Source organism: Geobacillus vulcani PSS1 (genome assembly GCF_000733845.1).
In the GTDB taxonomy this organism is placed as follows: domain Bacteria; phylum Bacillota; class Bacilli; order Bacillales; family Anoxybacillaceae; genus Geobacillus; species Geobacillus vulcani.
Genome location: NZ_JPOI01000001.1, coordinates 1,597,449 through 1,617,825, shown reverse-complemented (window position 1 = coordinate 1,617,825; position 20,377 = coordinate 1,597,449). Strand labels below are relative to the sequence as shown.

Annotated in this window: 20 protein-coding genes; 5 read left to right on the top strand and 15 right to left on the bottom strand. The window is 56.6% G+C overall.

The features are described 5' to 3' along the window. Nucleotides 1-6: 6 nt before the first annotated feature. A complete protein-coding gene (locus tag N685_RS0108795; protein ID WP_031407607.1) occupies nucleotides 7-1,083 on the bottom strand; it encodes a M42 family metallopeptidase in 1,077 nt (358 codons plus the stop codon). A 117-nt stretch (nucleotides 1,084-1,200) separates the two neighbouring features. Between N685_RS0108795 and N685_RS0108790 the strand changes: the two genes are divergently transcribed. Further along, nucleotides 1,201-1,500 carry a PepSY domain-containing protein gene (locus N685_RS0108790; RefSeq protein WP_031407606.1) on the top strand — a complete coding sequence of 100 codons (300 nt, stop codon included), beginning with the start codon at nucleotides 1,201-1,203 and terminating at the stop codon, nucleotides 1,498-1,500. Here the strand turns inward: N685_RS0108790 and N685_RS0108785 are convergent. Together N685_RS0108785 and trmB are read right to left on the bottom strand one after the other, a co-directional pair. Further along, nucleotides 1,495-2,343 (bottom strand): YtnP family quorum-quenching lactonase, encoded by an 849-nt coding sequence (locus tag N685_RS0108785; protein WP_031407605.1) that lies wholly within the window; start codon nucleotides 2,341-2,343, stop codon nucleotides 1,495-1,497. The two genes, N685_RS0108790 and N685_RS0108785, sit on opposite strands and share 6 nt — an antisense overlap. An 80-nt stretch (nucleotides 2,344-2,423) precedes the next feature. Then, nucleotides 2,424-3,077, bottom strand: coding sequence for a tRNA (guanosine(46)-N7)-methyltransferase TrmB (gene trmB, locus N685_RS0108780; RefSeq protein ID WP_031407604.1), 654 nt, complete (start codon nucleotides 3,075-3,077; stop codon nucleotides 2,424-2,426). A 148-nt stretch (nucleotides 3,078-3,225) separates the two neighbouring features. On the opposite strand from trmB, the gene N685_RS0108775 reads away from it, so the two are divergent. Then, nucleotides 3,226-3,495, top strand: a complete 270-nt coding sequence (locus N685_RS0108775) for a YtzH-like family protein (RefSeq protein WP_031407603.1) — start codon at nucleotides 3,226-3,228, stop codon at nucleotides 3,493-3,495. Nucleotides 3,496-3,637: 142 nt separating this feature from the next. Here the strand turns inward: N685_RS0108775 and N685_RS0108770 are convergent, their stop codons facing one another. The 6 genes from N685_RS0108770 to pepV form a co-directional block, all read right to left on the bottom strand. Next, nucleotides 3,638-4,420, bottom strand: a complete 783-nt coding sequence (locus N685_RS0108770) for a phosphotransferase family protein (RefSeq protein ID WP_031407602.1) — start codon at nucleotides 4,418-4,420, stop codon at nucleotides 3,638-3,640. Between the two features lie 160 nt (nucleotides 4,421-4,580). Continuing rightward, on the bottom strand, nucleotides 4,581-6,767 hold the full coding sequence (gene pulA / locus N685_RS0108765) for a type I pullulanase (protein ID WP_031407601.1): 2,187 nt from the start codon (nucleotides 6,765-6,767) through the stop codon (nucleotides 4,581-4,583). A gap of 105 nt (nucleotides 6,768-6,872) precedes the next feature. After that, nucleotides 6,873-7,811, bottom strand: coding sequence for a hypothetical protein (locus tag N685_RS0108760; RefSeq protein WP_031407600.1), 939 nt, complete (start codon nucleotides 7,809-7,811; stop codon nucleotides 6,873-6,875). An 11-nt stretch (nucleotides 7,812-7,822) separates the two neighbouring features. Continuing rightward, a complete protein-coding gene (gene thpR / locus N685_RS0108755) occupies nucleotides 7,823-8,401 on the bottom strand; it encodes an RNA 2',3'-cyclic phosphodiesterase (protein ID WP_031407599.1) in 579 nt (192 codons plus the stop codon). After that, on the bottom strand, nucleotides 8,398-9,582 hold the full coding sequence (malA, locus tag N685_RS0108750; protein ID WP_031407598.1) for a maltose permease: 1,185 nt from the start codon (nucleotides 9,580-9,582) through the stop codon (nucleotides 8,398-8,400). Before malA ends, thpR begins: the two co-directional genes overlap by 4 nt. Nucleotides 9,583-9,651: 69 nt before the next feature. After that, nucleotides 9,652-11,067, bottom strand: coding sequence for a dipeptidase PepV (gene pepV / locus N685_RS0108745; RefSeq protein ID WP_031407597.1), 1,416 nt, complete (start codon nucleotides 11,065-11,067; stop codon nucleotides 9,652-9,654). A 250-nt stretch (nucleotides 11,068-11,317) separates the two neighbouring features. Here pepV and N685_RS0108740 point away from each other — a divergent pair, with 250 nt between their 5' ends. Beyond that, complete coding sequence (locus N685_RS0108740; RefSeq protein ID WP_008880936.1) at nucleotides 11,318-11,539, top strand: DeoR family transcriptional regulator; 222 nt, start codon at nucleotides 11,318-11,320, stop codon at nucleotides 11,537-11,539. A 94-nt stretch (nucleotides 11,540-11,633) separates the two neighbouring features. On the opposite strand, the gene N685_RS0108735 is transcribed toward N685_RS0108740, so the two are convergent. Next, entirely contained in the window at nucleotides 11,634-12,380 is a 747-nt protein-coding gene (locus tag N685_RS0108735; RefSeq protein ID WP_031407596.1) for a pseudouridine synthase, read from the bottom strand. Nucleotides 12,381-12,484: 104 nt separating this feature from the next. Here N685_RS0108735 and N685_RS0108730 point away from each other — a divergent pair, with 104 nt between their 5' ends. After that, the gene (locus tag N685_RS0108730) at nucleotides 12,485-12,697 is read left to right on the top strand and encodes a hypothetical protein (RefSeq protein WP_031407595.1); all 213 of its coding nucleotides are present in this window, start codon (nucleotides 12,485-12,487) and stop codon (nucleotides 12,695-12,697) included. A 218-nt stretch (nucleotides 12,698-12,915) separates the two neighbouring features. Here the strand turns inward: N685_RS0108730 and N685_RS0108725 are convergent, their stop codons facing one another. Continuing rightward, a complete protein-coding gene (locus N685_RS0108725; protein ID WP_031407594.1) occupies nucleotides 12,916-14,541 on the bottom strand; it encodes a putative polysaccharide biosynthesis protein in 1,626 nt (541 codons plus the stop codon). A 112-nt stretch (nucleotides 14,542-14,653) separates the two neighbouring features. Here N685_RS0108725 and N685_RS0108720 point away from each other — a divergent pair, with 112 nt between their 5' ends. Beyond that, entirely contained in the window at nucleotides 14,654-15,964 is a 1,311-nt protein-coding gene (locus N685_RS0108720) for a BaiN/RdsA family NAD(P)/FAD-dependent oxidoreductase (protein WP_031407593.1), read from the top strand. Between the two features lie 152 nt (nucleotides 15,965-16,116). On the opposite strand, the gene N685_RS0108715 is transcribed toward N685_RS0108720, so the two are convergent. From N685_RS0108715 to N685_RS0108695, 4 genes are all read right to left on the bottom strand, one after another. Continuing rightward, nucleotides 16,117-16,296, bottom strand: a complete 180-nt coding sequence (locus tag N685_RS0108715) for a sporulation protein Cse60 (protein WP_031407592.1) — start codon at nucleotides 16,294-16,296, stop codon at nucleotides 16,117-16,119. Between the two features lie 449 nt (nucleotides 16,297-16,745). Next, nucleotides 16,746-18,386, bottom strand: coding sequence for a M4 family metallopeptidase (locus tag N685_RS0108710; protein WP_031407591.1), 1,641 nt, complete (start codon nucleotides 18,384-18,386; stop codon nucleotides 16,746-16,748). 403 nt (nucleotides 18,387-18,789) lie between these two features. After that, nucleotides 18,790-18,918, bottom strand: a complete 129-nt coding sequence (locus N685_RS20150) for a hypothetical protein (RefSeq protein WP_256371102.1) — start codon at nucleotides 18,916-18,918, stop codon at nucleotides 18,790-18,792. A gap of 15 nt (nucleotides 18,919-18,933) precedes the next feature. Further along, the gene (locus N685_RS0108695; RefSeq protein WP_031407589.1) at nucleotides 18,934-20,208 is read right to left on the bottom strand and encodes a helix-turn-helix domain-containing protein; all 1,275 of its coding nucleotides are present in this window, start codon (nucleotides 20,206-20,208) and stop codon (nucleotides 18,934-18,936) included. Nucleotides 20,209-20,377: the final 169 nt, after the last annotated feature.

The window sequence follows — 20,377 nt, the reverse complement described above, 5'->3', positions numbered from 1 at the left end:
TTCTCCTCAGCTGTTTTGGCGAATCGTCTCGACCGTCGTCCGGTCGCACCGTTTGACGAGCTCAACGATGAGCTGTTTGGCCGCCGCGTAATCATCGACATGAATGATCGACGCATGCGTATGAATATAGCGGGCGCAAACGCCGATCACGGCCGACGGCACGCCGCGGTTGGCGATATGCACCCGCCCGGCGTCGGTTCCGCCGCCTGGGGAAATGAAAAACTGATACGGAACGCCAATCGTTTCCGCCGTGTCGAGCACAAACTCGCGCATGCCGCGGTGCGTAACCATCGTCCGATCGTACAAGCGGATGAGCGCCCCTTGGCCGATATGGCCGAACGCCTGCTTGTCGCCGGACATGTCGTTGGCCGGGCTGGCTTCCAAGGCGAAAAAGATATCCGGGTTGATCATCGCTGCCGCCGTCTGCGCCCCGCGCAGCCCGACCTCTTCCTGCACGGTCGCTCCGGCGTACAGGACGTTCGGCACCGTTTCACCGTTCAGCTCTTTTAACAGCTCGATCACCAGCCCGCAGCCAAACCGGTTGTCCCACGCTTTTGCCATGACCGTTTTTCCGTTGGCCAACAACGTGAACGGGCTGACCGGCACGATCGGTTGGCCGGGGCGGACGCCGACCTGTTCTGCCTCTTCACGGCTTTGGGCCCCGATGTCGATCAACATGTTTTTGATCTCCATCGGTTTTTTGCGCTGCTCCTCATCGAGCAAATGCGGCGGGATCGATCCAACGACGCCGATGATCGGTCCTTCGTTCGTGATAATTTGCACGCGCTGGGCGAGGAGCACTTGATCCCACCAGCCGCCGAGCGGCTGAAACCGAATCATGCCATTGTCGGTGATCGCCGTCACCATAAACCCGACTTCATCCATATGGCCGGCGACCATCACCGTCGGGCCCGCCTCATCGCCGCGCTTGACGCCGAAAAGGCTGCCGAGGCGGTCTTGTACAATGTCATCGGCGTATTTTGCGAGCTCTTGGCGCATGAACTGCCGCACTGGGTGCTCATAGCCCGGCGCTCCCGGAAGCTCGGTCAACGTTTGGAACAATCGCAGCGTTTCTTCCTTCATCATCGGGGTCTTCCTTTCTGTTCTCGACTCGATTCGGATTCGCTTTGTTTTCCTTACATGTTCCGCCAAAATCGGCTATACTAAACGATAGCGACAGAAGCAAGGAGGGAATACGTGATGGCTTGGAAAAAATGGCTCGTTAGCGCCGCTGTCGGCGCGGTCGCCATCTATGCAGTCCGCTCCGTTTCCAAACCGGCGCTTCTTCCCCCGGAACAAGCGCTGGCCATGGCCAAACGCGCCCTTGGCGGCCGGCGGGCCATCCGCGGTTCCTGGATTCAATCGGCGCCGGAGCGGTATGAGAAAGACGGCCTGGCGTACACCGTATACCGCGGCGGCGTCTGCCGCGACGACGGGGATGACGAGTTTTTCATCAACGCCTACACGGGAGCCATCGTGGACGCCAAGCCGCTGTCATAGCGGACGCTCCCGCTTCACGGCGGCGGCCATCGTCCCGTCTTCCTGCCATTTCACAGCCCGATAGTAGGCATCATGGTAGAAGGTAAACCACGCATTTTGTTTTACGCCGTACGGGAGCCATCGCTGTTTGGCAAAAATCGAATCCATCGGGTAATCGTCGTACGCCATCACCCAAAGGACGTTTTGATGGGCGTGCGTGCCAAGCAAATCGCCAAGGTGAATGGCCATCTCCCCGTCTGATTCGATGAGCACGATCGCATGCCCGGCGCTATGCCCGCCGGTATGGATGAGGCGGATGCCAGGAACGACTTCGGTTTCCTTTGTAAATGGAACGACTTGATCCGCGATCGGCTCCCAATTTTCTTTCCAATACGTATTTCGGGATCGAATGTTCGGGTTTCGCATTTCCTCCCACTCGACATCCGAGGTGATGATCGCCGCGCGCGGAAACGCCGGCACGAGCCGTCCGTCTTCCCAAACCGTCAATCCGCACGCATGGTCAAAATGCAAATGGGTCATGATGACGATGTCGATGTCGCGCCGCGTCAGCCCGAGCTTGGCGAGCGATTCATCGAGCGCCGATTCTTCCGTGACGCCGAAGTTGCGCTTTTGCTTGTCGGTCAGCTTGCCGTTGCCGATGCCGGATTCAATGAGCAGCCGTTTTCCATAGGCTTCCACCAAAATTGGATCGGTGCGCAGCTCGATTTGATTGTTGTCGTTCGGCGGATATTTTTTGGACCAAAGCGGCTTCGGCACAACGCCGAACATCGCTCCGCCGTCAAGATGGGTGACGCCGCCTTGCAGCCATGTCAATGTGACTTGTCCAATTCGCAACTGTTCCATTTCCTCTCTCCCCCCTCCACTAGTGTACCATTTTCTCCATCAACCGGAAATAGAAAAAGACCCGACCAATCGGTTCGGGCCTATGACGAACGCCGCGGCGGGCGCACCGCCTCGCAGCGGTAAATGCGGTTTCCTTTGGCGGAAAATTTTTCTTCATACTCCGTCATGACATTGTCCGTAATGCCGCTTTGATGCAAGTCGAGCTGGACCGATGCGAGCACAAACCCATATTGCGACAAACTGACAAGCGAGTATTCGAAAAAAGATTGATTGTCCGTTTTCAAATGGATGTCTCCGTCTTCCGCCAAAATGCGGTCATAGAGCGCCAAAAAGTCCCGATACGTCAGCCGCCGCTTTTCGTGCCTCTTTTTCGGCCATGGGTCGGAAAAGTTCAAATAAATGCGCGACACTTCCCCGTCGGCAAAAAACGCGGTCAGATCTTTCGCATTGGCGTTCAGCAGCTTGACGTTCGAGAGCCCGCTTTCGATCAGTTTGTCAAGCGCGGACACGAGCACGCTCGGGTACAGCTCGATGCCGATGAAATTGACATCCGGATGAAGTTTGGCCATTTCCGTGATAAATTTGCCTTTCCCCGTCCCGATCTCGACATGAAGCGGCCGGTCGTGGCCGAACAGCTCGCGCCATCGCCCGCGCTTTGTTTCAGGATCGGGAATGACGTATTGGGGATACGCGGCGATTTTGTCTTTCGCCCACGGTTTGTTGCGCAAACGCATATTGACACCTCAGCCTTGTTTCCGTTTGTTGGTTTGACGATACCATACTTGCGCCAAAGACGCAAACGCGAAAAAACGCCCGGGCATACACTCGGCTCGATCCGGGCATCATAAAACCGTACAGCCTGGCGAAAGGATGGTGACCAGCATGCCGCTCGACTATAACCATCAATTGACCGTGCTCCGCGACATTTTATCCGAACATCAGCTCGATTGCTGCGGAACGGTTTCTGAATGCGAACAAATTGAACGGCTCGCCAAATCGCTGCTCGCCAACGATGAGGTGGACGGCCAAGTCAAGCAAGTTCTCCCCCATATTTACGCTTATGGCCAAGGAGGGAAATACAGCGCTGATTTAAGCGCCCACATTTCCGCCCACCAAGGCCAGCTGGCTGATTGGTTAAACGAGCTGTCTTGATCTTCCCCTGCTTTCACGCTGCCACAACGTCTTCCTCGGCCAAAGACTGACATGATCAAGGACAACGGCGGCCGCCGGTCGAGCGCCGGAAAGTGCCGCCTGTGTTTCACCCATTTCGACAGAAGCGGTGCACAGGGCGTTATCAGTGCTCCGTGATGACCCGTTCCAATAACCGAAGCGACTGCTTCTTTTCTTTTTCGCCGTCCTTCCCTTTCGGCCAAAACAGTGAGTGCAGCGTATGGGCGATCGTATACCACTTCAGGCGGAGACCAAGCTCTTCGCTCCATGCCCATCCGTACTGGTCGAGCCACGTCTTCCATTCGGCGCGCGGAATGTACAGATGAAGGAGCATGCCGATATCGATCGCCGGATCGGCGATCACCGCCCCGTCCCAATCGATCAAGTACAGCGTGCCATCGTCGGCAAGCAGCCAATTGTTATGATTGATGTCACAGTGGCAGACCACATATTCGTGATCCGGCAACGACGAAACATGCTGTTCCAGCCAGTCAAGCGCCTGACAGACGACAGAAACGCCGACCGGATGGCGCCGCTGTTGCTCAGCGAGCGCGGCGAGCATCTTCTTCGCGCGCAGCGGAGATTTGCCAAGGCGCTTCAGCATCGTCACAAGCTCCTTGGAACGATGGATTTTCCGCAAAAGCGCCGCAACTTGCTCGCTTCCCATCTCCCATGGCTTCAGCTCCCGGCCGTTCAGCCATTGCTGGGCCGTAAATACATCGCCGTTTTCGAGCCGTTTCGTCCATACAAGCTTCGGGACGATGCCCTCGGCCGACAATACCGCAAGAAAGGGAGAAGAATTCCGCTTTAAAAACAATTTCTTCCCTTCATATTCCGCAAAATACGCATCCCCTGTAGCGCCGCCAGCGGGAGTGATCTCCCACTCCTTACCTAGTAACTGTTCCAAAGCGTGTTCACCTGCGACTTAAAAATAGAAACGTCTCCGTTTGCTTCTCGCGCCCAAATAAAAAGGACGGCCATGCCGCGTCCTTCCTCCGTCCGTTTTACTTGTATTATACTGAAATACCGCTCCGGCATGCAAACATTTTTCTCGGCAAACGCCCTGCTTAAAACTGCCAAAGACGCTGTCCGAGCGATTCCTCTGCAGGATGGACGAGCACCCATGTGCCGATGCCGTCAAGCCGAAGTGTGCCGCGCACTTGGCAAAGCGGCGTCGTTCCGCACTGCTGCCCGTGGCATACAACCGTCCACTCACGCTCGTCCGGAAGAGCGATAGCCTTCTCTTTCTCCTCGTTATGATGCACGACGATGATGTCCTCCCAAGGCCCATAGACGGCGACATCATGCAATCGGTAGGCGATGACCGACGGCGGCAGCGGCTCAAGAAACGTTAAATGACGCAGCACTTCCGCCTCCGTCGCGAGGCGAAATGCGCCATGCGCACGGCGAAGGGCGATCAATCCTTGAACGTAGCGGACATCGTCTTCATAGCGGCTTTTCCGCTCCCAATCCAGCCAGTTGACCGCATCCGGCGATCGGTAGCTGTTCCCATCTCCGCCTTTCGTTCGATAAAACTCTTGGCCGCTGTGCAAAAATGGAATGCCTTGCGCCAACAGAACGATCGCCGTCGCCAGTTTTTGCCGCTTCCGCCGGAGCCATTCCGGCTCGCAGCCATTGGCGGCCTCCATTTTATCCCAAAACGTATGGTTGTCATGGCATTCGACATAATTGATCGACTGACGCGGGTGGCAAAACAGCCCGCCAAGCGCTCGCAAGCTCCCGGCAATGGCGAGCTTCACCTGTTCTCGACCGCCTGGGTTGCCGAGGGCGAACCCCCGATCCGGCAAATGAAAGGTGCTTCCTTTCACTGCATCGCGAAACCGGTCATTGAAATAAGCGAAGCGCGGCAGCTGCTTGGCGTTGGCCATCGTCGCTTTTTGTTCCGGTGGAAGCGGCGTCGGCAAATCCCAGCCTTCCCCATACACAAGGATCGACGGATCGATGGCGTCGAGGGCGTCGCGCACCACCTTCATCGTCTCGATATCGTGCACGCCCATCAAATCAAAGCGGAACCCGTCAATGCCATATTCTTTCGCCCAAAACACCACCGAATCGACGATCCAGCGGCGCGCCATCCGCCGCTCCGAAGCGATGTCGTTGCCGACGCCGGTGCCGTTGGCCGGTTGACCATAGGCATCGTAGCGGAAGTAATAGCCGGGAACGAGCTTCTCAAGCGGCGATTGCTCCCGGTCATAGACATGGTTGTAGACCGCATCCATCACGACGCGCAATCCGCTTTCATGCAGCGTGCGGATCGCCTGCTTCAATTCCACAATGCGTGCGTATGGATCCGCTGGATCGGTCGCATAACTCCCTTCCGGCGCATATAGATGAAGGGGATTGTATCCCCAATTGTACGCTGCCATCGGATCGCGCTCATCCACTCCAGCAAAATCGGTAAACGGCATGAGCTGCACATGGGTGATGCCCAGCTCTTTGACATACGAAAGCCCGGTGACCGTCCCGTTCGGCCCGCTTGTGTTCGTTTCGACCAACCCGAGATACTTCCCTTTATGGACGGCGCCGCTGTCCGGGTGGCTTGTAAAGTCGCGGATGCTCAGTTCATAAATGATGGCATCCGTCGGCGACGCCAGCGGCGGAAGCGGCAAAGAGGGCGGCGCCAGCTTCGTTTTCTCCCAGTCGATCACGACGCCGAACTCGCCATTGACCGAAACCGCGGTCGCATACGGGTCAACTGCCTCGCGCCATACGCGGTTGATGCAGGCGATATATGTGTAACGCGCTCGCTCCCAATCGCCAGGGACGGCAGCTGACCATACGCCGCGTTCGCCGCGCACAAGCGGCACGCAGCGGATCTCGTCGAGATGCGGATGAACAAGCTTGACGTTAACCGCGGTGGCGGTCGGCGCCCAGACGCGAAATACCGTCTGTTCTTTGAAATACTCCGCTCCTAACGGCCCATCATAGAAAAACCGATCATCAAATGCAGGAGTGCGCACAACGGCGCCGATTTGCACATCGGTCTCCTCCCCGCGGCAAGAACGCACCCAGTATGTCGCCCCAAACTCGAACGCAGATGCAAACCGGCACACATATTTCACTGTCTCCCCGCAATCCTCGACTTGCTGCACAGACAGCGGAATCTCCTCCCCGCTCGGCGTCACGAGCGTAAACGGCGACATCTCCTCGGGGCGAAGGGATTTCGGTGCAAGCACGGCGATTTCATCCATTTCATCCAAATAAGCGGCAAACGCTCGGCTGATGTGAAGCATGTTCGTTCACCCCCCTTTTTTGCCTCCCGTTAGTACTATCATACGTAAAAGAAAAAGGGCGGTGCCAAATCATCGGCCGGTCGCCCTATCGATGCACAGATGTTTCTATTGTTGCCCTTCCTCGTCATGCATATTCCCGTCATGGCGGCGGTCGTAAAAACTGGCGCAATGGCGAAGCAGCGCCTCCGCCGCTTTCAGCTGCCCGTGCCGAAGCGGGAGAGCGGAGCGGCGCAGACGGGAAAACCATTCGTCATAATTTCGCTTATCAATATAGCGGACAAACGGAAAAAGGCCGCCGCTGTCAATGTAGCCGTAGCGATTTAACAGCACAAGATGGATCGGCCAATCGACCCCATGCTTGCGAAAAATCTCCGAAACGATCTGCTCCGTCCTCCGCAGCGACACGACCGGGTTAACCAGCCTCGTTTCGTTCGTTCCGGCCTGTTCCACCCAAAACCGGCCGGTTGACGCCATGACGATGTTGTCCGGCCTTCCTTCGACAAAGGCAATGCACCAGAGCGCGGATGGCGTCAACACCATCGTCTCCAGCTCCACTGGCGCCTTGCCGACCATCGCCACCGGCCGGTAAAAGCATAAATGCGTATCCGGAAACCGCTGCAAAAAATATTTCAACGTCTCATCGCCATACACCGCCTCAGCGAGGGAGGAAACGTACATCATCGTGGAACTCGCCCATTTCAGCTGCAACTCGAACAACTCATCCAAAAACTGCTGTTTCAATTCCTCCAGAGTAGCCGCCGGACGGGCCATCGGCGCAAGAGAAAACGTCTCTTCTTCCGCAAGCGCGACACGGCGGCGCCATCGTTTCGTCAACCGTTCCCACCATGACGGTTTGTCAAGCCAAACATCCCACGTCTCGCCCGTTTCAAGCCATCCACTGGCCTCAGCCGTCCGTTCAGCTTGCCACCGCGCTTTTGCCTGCTCCCATTGCCGTTGCTTCAGCCGGATGAACTCCGGCACATAATAGTACACATCGGTTTCGTAGCGAGAAATGCAATCCATGAGTTTAACGAGCTGCCCCATTGTTTCACCTGCTATTTCCGGTCATTCATCGGCGCGCCAAGCAACGGGAACACGGCGATCGCTTCGTACTTCGGCGTCCGTTCCATATTCGTCCGATACAGCACGATCTCCGGCACCGAAAACACCGCCCTAGCAGCCGAAAGCGAACGAAGCATATCCGGGCGAAACGGTTCGGCTCCCTGCCATTTGCGAGCGATCGTAATATGTGGGGCAAACGGACGACGGTCCAAGGCAAACCCGAGCTTTGTGCACGCTTCATACACGTCGCCCCGCAATCCATTCAACGCTTCTTCCGTTTCGACTCCTTGCCAAAAAACGCGAGGCGCCGTCCGCTCCCCGAACGTCCCAAGCCCGGCAAGCACAAGGGAAAACGGGGCGCTTTTGGCGGCGACGGCGGCCATCGCTTCGCACAGCGGCGCCATTTTCCCCGGCGGCACATCGCCTAAAAACGCGAGGGTGATATGATAGTCCTCTTCATGCACCCATGTGCGAAACGGCAGCGACAACGCCGCATCCCCCGAAAATCGGGCAATGGCTTGTTTCGCTTCAGACGTCAGCGGAACAGCGATAAAATAATGGCTTCGTTTCACTTCTCTTCACCTGCCGTTCGTTCTCGTTTTGCGAGCAAAAGGAGCACGAGCACACCCACGATCGTGCAGATGCCAAAAAACAAGTAGACAGCGCCGATCTGCCAACGCTCAAGCAAATATCCGCCCGCCAGCGTGCAAAACCACGCGCCAAGGCCGTTGCCGACCGCTGAGTATAACGCCACGGCCGTCGCCTGCACCCGCTCCGGAGCCAAGCGGCGCGCATATTGAAGCGCCGTCGGAATCGCTAGACCGACGGAGCAGCCTTGGACGACCGCCGTTACATACACAAACCAAAGCGGCGGGTCGACCGCATACGACAACCAGCGGACCGCCGAGATGAGCGCCGCCAATAGAAGAAGCCGCACCATGCCGAAGCGGCCGATGAGCCAATCCGCCGCTTTCATAAACGGCGCCTCGCTGCCGGCGGCAAACAAAAAGGCGAGGCCGATGCCGGTCAGCGTCCCGCCCAGCTCATGAATGAGCAGTCCGAAATACGAGTTGTTGGCCAAAATCGGGCCAAACAGCAAAAATGTTGCGACAAGCAGGAGCTGAAACGGACGGTCGGACAGCAGCCCGCGCACATCCCGCCGGGTCAACGCCCCCGACGCCGCCATCGAATAGCGCGGCAGGCGGGCGGCCAAAACCGACGCGGCCAGCAGCGCCATCGAAAAAGCGTAAAAAATGACCGCAAACGCGACATGATCGGACAGCCATCCGACAACCAGCACCGCCGCGGCAAACCCGATCGATCCCCAAAGCCGAATCGCCCCGTAGGTTCCGCCCTGTTCGTGCACATGGCGAAGAGCGAGGCTGTCAGAAAGCGGAACGATGGCGCTTTGCATCGCCGACAGCAGCACAGTGAGCGCAGCAAACAACCGGTAGCTGCCGGCGAGCGAATACATGAATCCAAACAGCGCCGCCAACACCAACGCCCCCATCAAAAGGCCGATCGGTTTGCGCGTGTAATCGGTCGCCATCCCCCAAAGCGGCTGGGCTGCCATCGTCACGATCGGGGGAAGCGACATGATCCAGCCGATCGCCGCCCCCGGGAGGCGCGCCTCTTCCTGCAAATAGACGGACAAAAGCGGAAACAAGGCGCCAAAAGCAAAAAAGATGAGAAAATAAAAGAGCTGAAACACCGGTTTTCGTGCCGCCGCCCCCCGTTTGAACACCGCTTCCATCCCGTCCCCCCTTTCATTAAAACAACGCCCGCCCCCCCTCTCTTTTTCGCCGGGGCGGCGGACCGCCGTTTATTTTGCCAGCTCATAGATCGCCTGCGCGTAAATGGCGGTCGCTTTCACCAAATCGTCGATCTCGATATATTCATCTTTTTGGTGGGCGACATCCGGGCGGCCCGGAAACAACGCGCCAAACGCCACTCCGGCCGTCAAGGCGCGGGCGTATGTGCCGCCGCCGATGGCCAAAAGCCGAGCCGGCTCGCCTGTCTGCTCTTCGTAGACGCGCTGAAGCGTGCGAACAAGCTCGTGGTTGGGGTCGATGTAATGCGGCTTCGTATCGTTGAACCGGCTGAGCGCGAATCCATGTTCAGCCGAGGCGCCAGCGAGCGTCCGGCGAATCGCGTCGCCGTCGGCCGTCACCGGATAGCGGATGTTCAATCCAATCGTGCCGCCATGCCGCCGGTCATACGACAGCACCCCGACGTTGACGGTCAATTCGCCGCTTTGTTCATCGCGATGCGCAAGACCGAGCCGCCGGCCTCGAGCATCGCCGAAAAAGGTGGAGGCAACAAACTGAATGAACGGTCGGCTTCGCCCATCGAGCGGAAGCGACGCCAAAAACTGCGCCAAATAGACGCCGGCGTTTTTGCCGCGCTCCGGCTCGGCGCCGTGGGCCGACACCCCTTCCAATTGAAAGGCGACGGCCCCTTCGCTTTGCCGGATGCTCCCCTTGACACCGCACTCCCGGCAAAACGACTCGTAGCGCTCCTGCCAATCTTCCGCCCCCCGAACGCCTTCCACCACCGCTTCGGCCGCATCGGGCACCATATTGTAGCGGCGCCCGGCTTGGAATGAGGCAAGCGCCAGCCCTTCCGCCTCCACCGATTCAGGCGGGCGGTACGCCAAATCGGCGTCAATGATTCCTTTTTCGGCATGAATGATTGGGAAATCGGCGTCCGGCGCAAATCCGACCTCCGGCATTTCCTCATGGCGAAAATAGTGCTCGACACACCGCCAGTCGCTTTCCTCGTCGCCCCCGATGATAAGCCGCACCCGCTTGCTGAGCGGCAGCCCGAGATCACGGACGATTTTCATCGCGTAAAACGCCGCGACGGTCGGTCCTTTGTCATCGATCGCGCCGCGCCCGTAGAGGCGGCCGTCGCGCACCTCAGCGGCAAACGGATCCATCGTCCAGCCGTCCCCGGGCGGCACGACGTCGATATGGCCGAGCACGCCGACCAGTTTCTCCCCTTGCCCCATTTCGACATGCCCGGCAAATCCGTCCACATTTTTGACGCGAAAGCCTTCCTCCCGGCCGCGGCGAAGCATATGCTCAAGCGCCTCGGCCACCTTGGGCCCAAACGGCGCGCCCGGCTGCGCCCGTTCCTCATCGCGGACGCTCGGAATGCGGACAAGCGCTTGCACGTCGCGGACAAGATCGTCTTTCCGTTTCTTTGCTTCGTTCATCCAGTCGATGTTCAACGCCATTCTCCCTTTCTCTATTCAACACTCTTTGTTGCCAACGTATCATATCAACAACAGGAAGTCAAAATGTTTCATTCGTTGCAAATCGATTTCCGTTTCATGACAAAATGTTGAAATTTTTTGTGAATAGAGGCAACCGGGTAGCATTTTCCCTCTCATTTCGTGTACAATGGTAGTAAACAGACAAAGACATCTCTCATCTGCTAGCGGTCGGTTGTGCCATGCGAATGATGCTAAGATAGGGAGTGGTCTTTTGAAACCTTCAACACATCGGATGCTGACCCGCATCAAATCCGTGTATATGTACATTAGCGAAAAAGGGACGGTTACGACCCAAGAACTTGTTGATGAGTTCGGCACCACCCCACGAACGATCCAGCGCGACTTGAACGTGCTTATGTACAACGATCTCGTTCGCAGCCCAAGCAAGGGTAAATGGACGACCACAAACAAAAAAGTGCGCATCTCTTCGTAACACGGTGCCAATAGGGTAAGCAAGATGAGAGATGGACGCGACACGATGTTTTCCAATCGACGATTCTCTCCTTTTCCATAAAAAAGGAACCTGATCAGGTTCCTTTTTTTTCGTCCGTCTCCGGCCGGTATTGCTTCAACATCTCCACCTCTTCATCCGTCAGCTCCCGATACTCGCCGACGGCCAAATCCGGGTCAAGCGGCAGCGGCCCCATTTGAATTCGTTTTAAATAAACGACCCGCTTGCCGACCGCTTGAAACATCCGCTTCACTTGATGGAACTTCCCTTCGGTGATCGTCACCTCGACATCGGAACGAAGGCCGGATTTTAACACCACGAGCTCGGCCGGCTTCGTTTCGTAGCCGTCATCAAGAACGACGCCGCGCCGGAACGCCGCCACATCCGCCTCCGTCACTTCCCCGTCCACGACGGCAAAATACGTTTTCGGCACGTGTTTTTTCGGCGACAGCAGTTGGTGGGCAAGCTGGCCGTCATTCGTCAAGAGCAACAGCCCTTCCGTATCTTTGTCAAGCCGCCCGACCGGAAACGGGGAAAATGCCCGGTCTTCCTCTTCAAGCAAATCGACGACCGTCTCTTCCACGGCATCTTCCGTCGCCGAAATGACCCCTGAAGGCTTATTCATCATCAAGTAAATGAACGGCTTGTACTCGACCGTTTCTCCCCAAACGGTCACGATTTGCTCATCCGGCCGCACTTTCGTTTTCGCATCACGGACCGATGCGCCGTCCACTTTCACCGCCCCGGACTTGAGCAGCTTTTTCACTTCCTTCCTCGTCCCATATCCCATATGAGCGAGCAGCTTGTCAATGCGCAGCTCCACCAATCTCCCTCCTAAAAATATGGCCTTCATTAGGCGTTCATCTAGTCCGCTTCCGCCTTTCCCCCATACAATGTGAAGGAAACATCAAGAAGGGGGATTTGCCAATGAACGAATATTACTATTATGTCCCGACGTTGGATGATTACCGTCAACAGCCGCCGTCCGGCCAGTTTTGGCCCGGATACCCAGGGGGGCAATTCGCCAACTGGGCGAGGCGCATCGAACGGCTGGAGCGGGCTGTCGAACGGCTCGACCGCCGACTCGACCGGGTGGAAAGCCGTCTCGACCGGATCGAACGTCGGCTCGGCCTGTCCTAAGCGAAATGGAGAAAGAAGGCGGTGGGACGACCGCCTTCTTCTTTTTTTGCCGCAAACCGAACGGCATGGGGGATGGCGAAAAACAGCCGTCGTCGAACCCTTTCGCTCGGGCGCCGCGACGTTCAGGAGAAGCGCCGTCCGCCGGGTTCCCCGCCTAAACGAGCCGCGTCTAGGAGACGACCGTCCGGTCAACGGCTGGTCCTCCATGCCATCCCCGTCTACGATACCGCCTTTTTCTCTTTCCGGCGCCAAAACGTGAACCGGTCGCCAAACAGCGCGGAAAACAACCCGGAGCGGATGCTGAGAAACAAGTAGACGGCTGCCCCGACCGTTGCGCCGATGGCAACAGCACCCACCGATTCAACGGTGCCGGCGCGGTAATCGATCCATCGGGCCGTCAACGCCTGGACACCCATAACCGCCGCTGACATCACGGCCGTCAAGATGGCCATAAACGCCGTTCGACGGGCGACAAACCGATAGCGGTAGCGCGTCCGGCGCTGAATGACCCATAAGTTGAACGCCACGGAGACGAAATAGCCCGCCATCGTGGCAACAATGGCCCCGACGGCCGACCCTTTCATAATGAGCGGCGTGTTGAGCAAAAGCTTCACAAGCAAGCCGGCTGTCAAACTGACGACCGTAAATCGCTGCTCGTTGATGCCCTGCATGATCGCCGCCGTCACAGAAAACAACGCATACAAAATCGCCGCCGGCGCATACCAGCGCAGCACCTGTTCACCAAGCGGATCATAGCTGTAAAACGAGCTGTACACCGGCCCTGCCAGCACCGCCATGCCGATGACGGCCGGGAGCGTTAAAAACATGAGCACTTGAAACGTCTGGTTCAAATATTGCCGCAACGCTTTCCGGTCTTGCGCGACATACGCTTTCGTAATCGTCGGGATGAGCGCCAAGCTGAACGATGTCGCGAGCGTCACAGGAATGATGACGAGCTTTTGCGCCCACATGTTGAACACGGAATACGCGTGCTCCGAGATGTTCCCGCGGCCCGCCGCCGCCATCGCGTGATTGAACGTAAACTGATCGACAAGCTGGTACAGCGACATCGACAAGCCGACAAAGACGAACGGAATTGAAGAAAGAAGCAGTTCTTTATACATCGCCAAAAGCGGCACGTCCGCTTCGCCGCGGTCGCGCGCAAGCAGCGACTGCAAATACGGACGCCGCTTCCACCAGTAGACAAGGAGCACCAAAAGCCCGGCCGCCGCGCCGACAAACGCGGCAAACGTCGCCGCGCTCACGGCGGAGACGATCGAGCCATCCATCAGGCGCAAAATGACGTAGCACGCTCCAAGCAAAAAAGCGATGCGCGCGATTTGTTCGACGACTTGCGACAGCGCCGTCGGGCCCATCGACTCATGGCCTTGGAAAAATCCGCGGATCAAACTCATCACCGGCACGATCAGGAGCGCAAAGCTGACCGCGCGGATGACGGCCGTGACGTCGTCGACCGAGTTGACGTTCGTTTTCGCGTCGATGACGTGCGGCGCCAAGACGGGGGCCAAGGCATACAAAATGAGCCATGAGGCGATGCCGCTTGCCACCATCAAGAGGAGGCCGGAGCGAAAGAGCCGATAGCCGACGCCGTATTCTCCAAGCGCGTTGTATTTCGACACAAACTTTGACACGGCCACCGGCAGCCCGCCGGTTGCCAAGCTCAAAAAAATTTGGTACGGCACATAGCCGTATCCGTACAGCGCCCCGCCGCGTTCGCCGACAAGATGGTAAAACGGGATGACGTAAAACAAACCAAGGAGGCGAGAAATCATCACGCCGGCCGTTAAAATAAACGTGCCGCGCAACAGTTTCGATGTTGACATACGACCCCTTCCCTAGCCATGGACGTTGAAAATCACAACGTATCTATTTTACCATAGTTGTCAATGGAACGAAAAATCTCATCCACGCGTAAAAAGAAAGGGTGGAATGGATATGGGATACGACGTCGTCATCATCGGCGGCGGCCCGTCCGGGCTCATGGCGGCCATCGGCGCCGGCGAAGAAGGGGCGAAGGTGCTCTTGTTGGAAAAAGGAACGAAACTCGGGCGCAAGCTCGCCATCTCTGGCGGCGGCCGCTGCAACGTGACAAATCGGCTGCCGGTCGAGGAAATCGTCCGCCATATTCCCGGCAACGGTCGCTTTTTGTACAGCGCCTTCTCGGTGTTCAACAATGAAGACATCATCCGCTTTTTTGAGCGGCTCGGCGTGCCGCTCAAAGAGGAAGACCACGGCCGCATGTTCCCGAAAAGCGACAGCGCCCAGTCGGTCGTCGACGCGCTTGTTCGCGAACTATCGCGGCTTGGGGTCGACGTCCGGCTTGAATCGCCAGTGGCGGACGTGTTGTATGAACAAGGAAAAACAGTGGGCGTCACGCTGAAAAGCGGAGAGACGATCCACGCCCGTGCGGTTGTCATCGCCGTCGGCGGCAAATCGGTGCCGCAAACCGGCTCAACGGGCGACGGCTATCCGTGGGCGGAAAAAGCGGGTCACACCGTGACCGAATTGTTTCCAACCGAAGTGCCGATCGTCTCGCATGAGCCGTTCATCAAAGAGCGGACGCTGCAAGGCTTGTCGCTGCGCGATGTCGCGTTAAGCGTCTTAAAGCCGAACGGCAAGCCGATCATCACCCACCGGATGGACATGCTGTTTACGCACTTCGGTATTTCCGGCCCGGCCGCCCTCCGCTGCAGCCAGTTTGTCGTCAAAGCGCTGAAAAAAGCCCCCGACGGCGCGGTCAAAATGAGCATCGATGCGCTGCCGGACATGACGCAGGAAGAGCTGTTTCAACATCTCGCCAAACTGTGCAAAGAAGAGCCGAAAAAGGCGGTCAAAACGATCGCCAAAACGGTGCTTCCCGAGCGGTACGCCGTCTTTTTGCTCGAGCGGGCCGGCATCGACCCACACGCCTCTGCCGGAACGGTCGGCCATGAGGCGCTTCGGGCGTTTATCCAGCAATGCAAACAATTTACCTTTTGCGTCCACGGCACGCTGCCGCTCGAGAAAGCATTCGTCACCGGCGGCGGCGTGTCGGTCAAAGAAATTGAACCGAAAACGATGGCCTCCAAATGCATGGCCGGCCTTTACTTTTGCGGCGAAATTTTGGACATTCACGGCTACACAGGCGGCTACAACATCACCGCTGCCCTTGTCACCGGGCGGCTCGCCGGCGTGAACGCCGCCCGTTATGCATTGGCGGAAAAAAGCGAGACCAACAGCCCTGCGGAGGAGAACGCAGCGGATTGACTGCTGTCCTCATACCGCTCGGGCGCTCCGGGCCGTCCGCCGACATTTCGGCAGCTCCCGTCTTCAAGGCAAGCGGTGGCCGCATTTTGCCGCGTGAAACGGATGTGGGCGCCAACGCCTCAACGATCCGGCGTCTTAGTCCATGTAAACGATCACGCCCGGTAAATGACCATGGCAGAGAAACAGTAAATTTGCTCGCCTTCCGATTCCATCGCCGCGACGCTGTATTTGACATCGATCAATTGCCCGTCTTTCAGGCGCGCTAAAAAGTCGTTGACCGCTGCTTCCAAATCTTTTTCATGTTCCTTGTCAAACACTTTGACTTTGTACATGGCGCTCCCCCCGTTTTCTTTTTCCTTTTCCACAAGGAGAGGGAAAGTCCTGCCCGACGCAACAAAAAACGCGCCCCAAAGGCCAGGGCGCATTCCATGCAGCCGGCAGCTTTCATCGGCGGTGGCTGCAGCGAGTCTAATCGACTCCTGCCGCACTGAAGGGAGGTTTTCTATAGATGCCATTTGAAGAAGCTGTCCCATTTGCCGCTTTTACCGAGATTGGATCGACTGTCGGGCGACCGAACCACGCCGCTTCCAGACCCATATATGGGTCTGTGAAGCAGGCGGTTGTTCGGTCTTCCGTCACGCCTTGGCGTGACGAAGGCAAGCCACAGGCTTGCCTTCGACAGTCGAAAATGGACAAACCGCTTTTCCGTCAAGGAGATGTTAAACTTCTTCGTTGCATCTATATAGAGGCTGCGTTATCTCCTGTTCCAGCTGCAGCGAGTTTAATAGACTCCTACGGCATTGAACGCCTGTTTCACCGAGTTCACTTCTTGGCTTGTCGAGCCGTACAAGTCAGCGGCAGCCTGAGTGCAGGCGGCGCGCAGCTGGCTGAAGGTTGACGTCGGCGTCAAATAGTAGACGAGCGCCCGATAGAAAATTTTCCCCATTTTGTCGCGGCCGATGCCGGTGACGCTCACGCCGTAGTGGGTGCCGCCTTGGCTGAGCAAATACGCCGCCTTATTGATGATGCCGCTGTTCGTATGGACGCCGCCGTTATCTTGCGTGCCGGTGTACCGCTTGGAATAATGATCCGGATCGCCGTATTTCGCCGGATCGGACATCGAGCGGAGTGCATCGCCGGTGATCCCAGGCGTGTAAATGTCTTCGCCGATCTCCCAGTCCGGGCTGCGGTTGGAATAAAACTCCACGAGCGTGCCGAAAATGTCAGACATCGCCTCGTTGATGGCGCCGGATTCATTTTGGTAAACAAGCCCGGCCGTATAATCCGTCACCGCATGGGTCAGCTCATGCCCGACGACGTCAATGCCGCCGGAAAACGGCAAAAACGTCTGTCCGTCTCCATCGCCGTACACCATTTGCGAGCCGTTCCAAAACGCGTTGTTGTAGCCGCGTCCGTAATGGACGGTCGAACGGATGGCGGCGTTGCTGCCGTCATAGCTCAGACGGCCGTGCACATTTTTGTAGTAGTCGTACACGACGCTGGCGTAATAATGAGCATCCACAGCCGCCGCATCATAGCTGGCGAAAAATTGGTTGTCGCTATCGGCCCACAAGCTGCCGGGCAGCACGGTGCGGTTTCGTCCGTCATACGTAAAAATGCCGCTGCCGCGCGTATTGTCTTGCAAATAGTAGTAGCCGTAATACGAGGAATACGTCGTATTGATATATTTCTGATCTCCCAACACACCGCGGCCCACGCCGACCGTCGACGTGCCGGCGACCGGTTGCCCGCCGCCCGGCTTCGCCTCGTCCATTTGATTCCATTTGTTCAACACTTTTCCATCTATGGCATCGATCATGTAGATCCAGTTGCCTGGGACAGGGGTTAAAAAGCGGACATTGACCTCATAGGCGAGACGCGGGGTTTCCCCATCCGGATAGATGACAAGCCGCGTTGGTTTTTCCTTCTCGCCCGCCGGCCGTTCTTTCGTCACCGTATCGGCCACATCTTGTTCCGCGATCATTTCCGCTTGTTGAACAGAAAGGGCGGCTTTTGTCTTCAATGCTCGTTGATCCAAATCCGGAATGAGCGCGCCCGACAAAGAGGACAATTCACCATCATGGACGTGGGCAACAAGCACGGCGCCATACACTGGGATGCCGTGATGACGCTGTTCAAACCGCATGACCGTATGGCCGAGTTCGTCCGTTTGGTTGCCGATCAGCGCCAGCCGTTCCCGGGCTTGTCCGCCAAGGCGGAATGTATTCTTCTCTTGATCGAGATAACGGTAAACCAATTCTTCTGGAGCCTCTTGGCCTTTCAACAGCGGGCCTGAAACGAACGACGGCGTCTTCCACTGTTCGTCCCATACCACGGATTTTTCCTTCGCCAAAGCGCCGAGCGGCCAAGCCATCAATCCAAACGCCAACCCGATCGCGCCAAGCATCGCCCGTTTGTTCATTCCCTTCACCCCTTTCTTTTTTAATAGTTTGATTATTCCTTTCAATCAAAATTTTATCTTAACATTGGTTGATTCGGTATTGGGAAAATGATTGGGCGACATACGGCCTGATCCGGCAGCCTATTTTCCGTTTTTCTCTCTTTGCGGCTTTCTGCCTGCGACAAAACAGCCAGAGTGAAACCCGGCCGGCAGCGGGGGCTGCTAAACCAAAAGACTCATCCTTTTCGCTTGAGTCAACGGATTTCTGAAAGACGTCTTTCAGCGGCTGAAACAAAAAAACCGACTCATCCCCGCTTTCGCACCATGACGAAAACAGGGGACGGATCGGTTCGAAGAAGATCAAAAGAGCCATAAGGCCGCCTCATCCGACGCAGACAGGCAAAGCGTTCATCCGGCGTTCTTTTTATTGGGCGATCACCGTCGGCGGCGGATGCTCATCTTTAGCCGCTTCTTTCACCCCGATGCCCGGACCAAAAGCCGAAGCGAGGCCAAGGACGGCGAGAGCGACGATCACGATGACCCGCTTTTTCACAAGCTTCACCTCCTTTCAAACACCGGCTTGCGTTCGCAAGAGGGTGCAGCTTAGCTGATAATATTGGGCCGCCTGCTTGTATTGGCGCCTCCGCATATAACAATCCGCCAAATATTCGGCATACAACGATGCGTCGTCATACTCCTTCTTTTTTTGGAAATAGGGAATCGCCTCTTGTTTGAGCAGCCGCTCCAACGGTTCGTCTTCTCCGCTCAAAAGCAGCCGGTAAATGGAAAAATGCAAATAATACTCATAATGCTCGGACGCGCCGTTAGGGGCTTGTTCGAGCTGTTTCCACCCCTCCTCGACGGCCATCCACGCTTTGCGGTAATGCTTGGCCTCACAATGCACGCGCATGAGCGACAACAGCGTGATGAGCCGTGCATCCAGCGGGGCGTCCGCTTTATATATCAAGCTGTTCTCGTAATGTTGCACCGCCTCGCCATATTGGCGTTTCATTCCTTTCAAATGGCCGAGATTGTGTTCCACAATCCCGAGAAGCCGTCGATCGTCCACCATCCTCGCCGCCTTTTGGGCCAACAGGCAATGGTCAACCGCTTTGTCGATCTCCCCGCAGCGCCGGTAGCAAATCGCCAACAACACATGGCATTCGGCGCTCCGCCGCAAGTCGTATTCCACCTGGCTGAGCGCCAGCGCTCGCTCGGCGTAATGAAGGCATCGGAACCATTTCCACAGACGGCTGCATGCAAGCGCCAACAAGTAAGCCAAATCGGCCTCTTCTCCGCTCGTTTTCCATTCTCCCTTCAACCACTGTTCTGCCCTTTGATAACAATGCAAAGCGTCGTCATATTTTTCTTGACAATAATATAAAAGCCCAAAAAACTTCCAATAATAATAACGCATGTCATCACTGAACGACCCATACCAGTCCCGCACGCTTTGCGCCGCCGTTTCCGCCCCCTTTTTGTCACCAAGAAGCAGAAAATACCGGATCCGCATCAGCTGAAAATAAATCATGGCTTCGGCATCCCTAGACTGCTCGCATCGCTCTTTGACCGCTTCATACAGTTCCTGCGCGGCAGGTTTATCACGGCTTGTCATCGCCTTGTACCACGACATCACCCATTCGAACCACGAAGGCGTTGTGTCGTTTCCGCTGGGGCGGATGTCGAGCCGCCGAAACAGCCATTCGAGCACCTCTTGGCTCGGGATGACTTGGTTGTTCTCAATTTTTGATAAATAAGAAACCGAAATAATGCCTTCAGCCGTTTCTTCTTGGGTCAGGCCTTTCATCAGACGGGCGAATTTCAAGCGGTCGCCGAGTTTCAACAGGGAGATCCTCCTTTGAACAATTGTCTGATTTTACCGAAAATTATATCCCTTCCTTTTTTTCTTGCATCACACTTTGGTACTAAAACAAAATGGAAAAAGCGCCCCAAAAAACTGGGACGCTTTTTCGCTCGTGCAAGGCCGGCGACAATCCACCATTTCTTGAGCG

What these genes read in the sequence shown, in the direction of transcription:
- N685_RS0108795 (WP_031407607.1), bottom strand. Translation starts at nt 1,083, where the DNA reads ATGAAGGAAGAAACGCTGCGATTGTTCCAAACGTTGACCGAGCTTCCG.
- malA (WP_031407598.1), bottom strand. Translation starts at nt 9,582, where the DNA reads ATGGAAGCGGTGTTCAAACGGGGGGCGGCGGCACGAAAACCGGTGTTT.
- N685_RS0108760 (WP_031407600.1), bottom strand. Translation starts at nt 7,811, where the DNA reads ATGGGGCAGCTCGTTAAACTCATGGATTGCATTTCTCGCTACGAAACC.
- N685_RS0108785 (WP_031407605.1), bottom strand. Translation starts at nt 2,343, where the DNA reads ATGGAACAGTTGCGAATTGGACAAGTCACATTGACATGGCTGCAAGGC.
- N685_RS0108775 (WP_031407603.1), top strand. Translation starts at nt 3,226, where the DNA reads ATGCCGCTCGACTATAACCATCAATTGACCGTGCTCCGCGACATTTTA.
- N685_RS0108730 (WP_031407595.1), top strand. Translation starts at nt 12,485, where the DNA reads ATGAACGAATATTACTATTATGTCCCGACGTTGGATGATTACCGTCAA.
- N685_RS0108790 (WP_031407606.1), top strand. Translation starts at nt 1,201, where the DNA reads ATGGCTTGGAAAAAATGGCTCGTTAGCGCCGCTGTCGGCGCGGTCGCC.
- pepV (WP_031407597.1), bottom strand. Translation starts at nt 11,067, where the DNA reads ATGGCGTTGAACATCGACTGGATGAACGAAGCAAAGAAACGGAAAGAC.
- trmB (WP_031407604.1), bottom strand. Translation starts at nt 3,077, where the DNA reads ATGCGTTTGCGCAACAAACCGTGGGCGAAAGACAAAATCGCCGCGTAT.
- N685_RS0108725 (WP_031407594.1), bottom strand. Translation starts at nt 14,541, where the DNA reads ATGTCAACATCGAAACTGTTGCGCGGCACGTTTATTTTAACGGCCGGC.
- N685_RS0108720 (WP_031407593.1), top strand. Translation starts at nt 14,654, where the DNA reads ATGGGATACGACGTCGTCATCATCGGCGGCGGCCCGTCCGGGCTCATG.
- N685_RS0108715 (WP_031407592.1), bottom strand. Translation starts at nt 16,296, where the DNA reads ATGTACAAAGTCAAAGTGTTTGACAAGGAACATGAAAAAGATTTGGAA.
- N685_RS0108710 (WP_031407591.1), bottom strand. Translation starts at nt 18,386, where the DNA reads ATGAACAAACGGGCGATGCTTGGCGCGATCGGGTTGGCGTTTGGATTG.
- pulA (WP_031407601.1), bottom strand. Translation starts at nt 6,767, where the DNA reads ATGCTTCACATCAGCCGAGCGTTTGCCGCTTATTTGGATGAAATGGAT.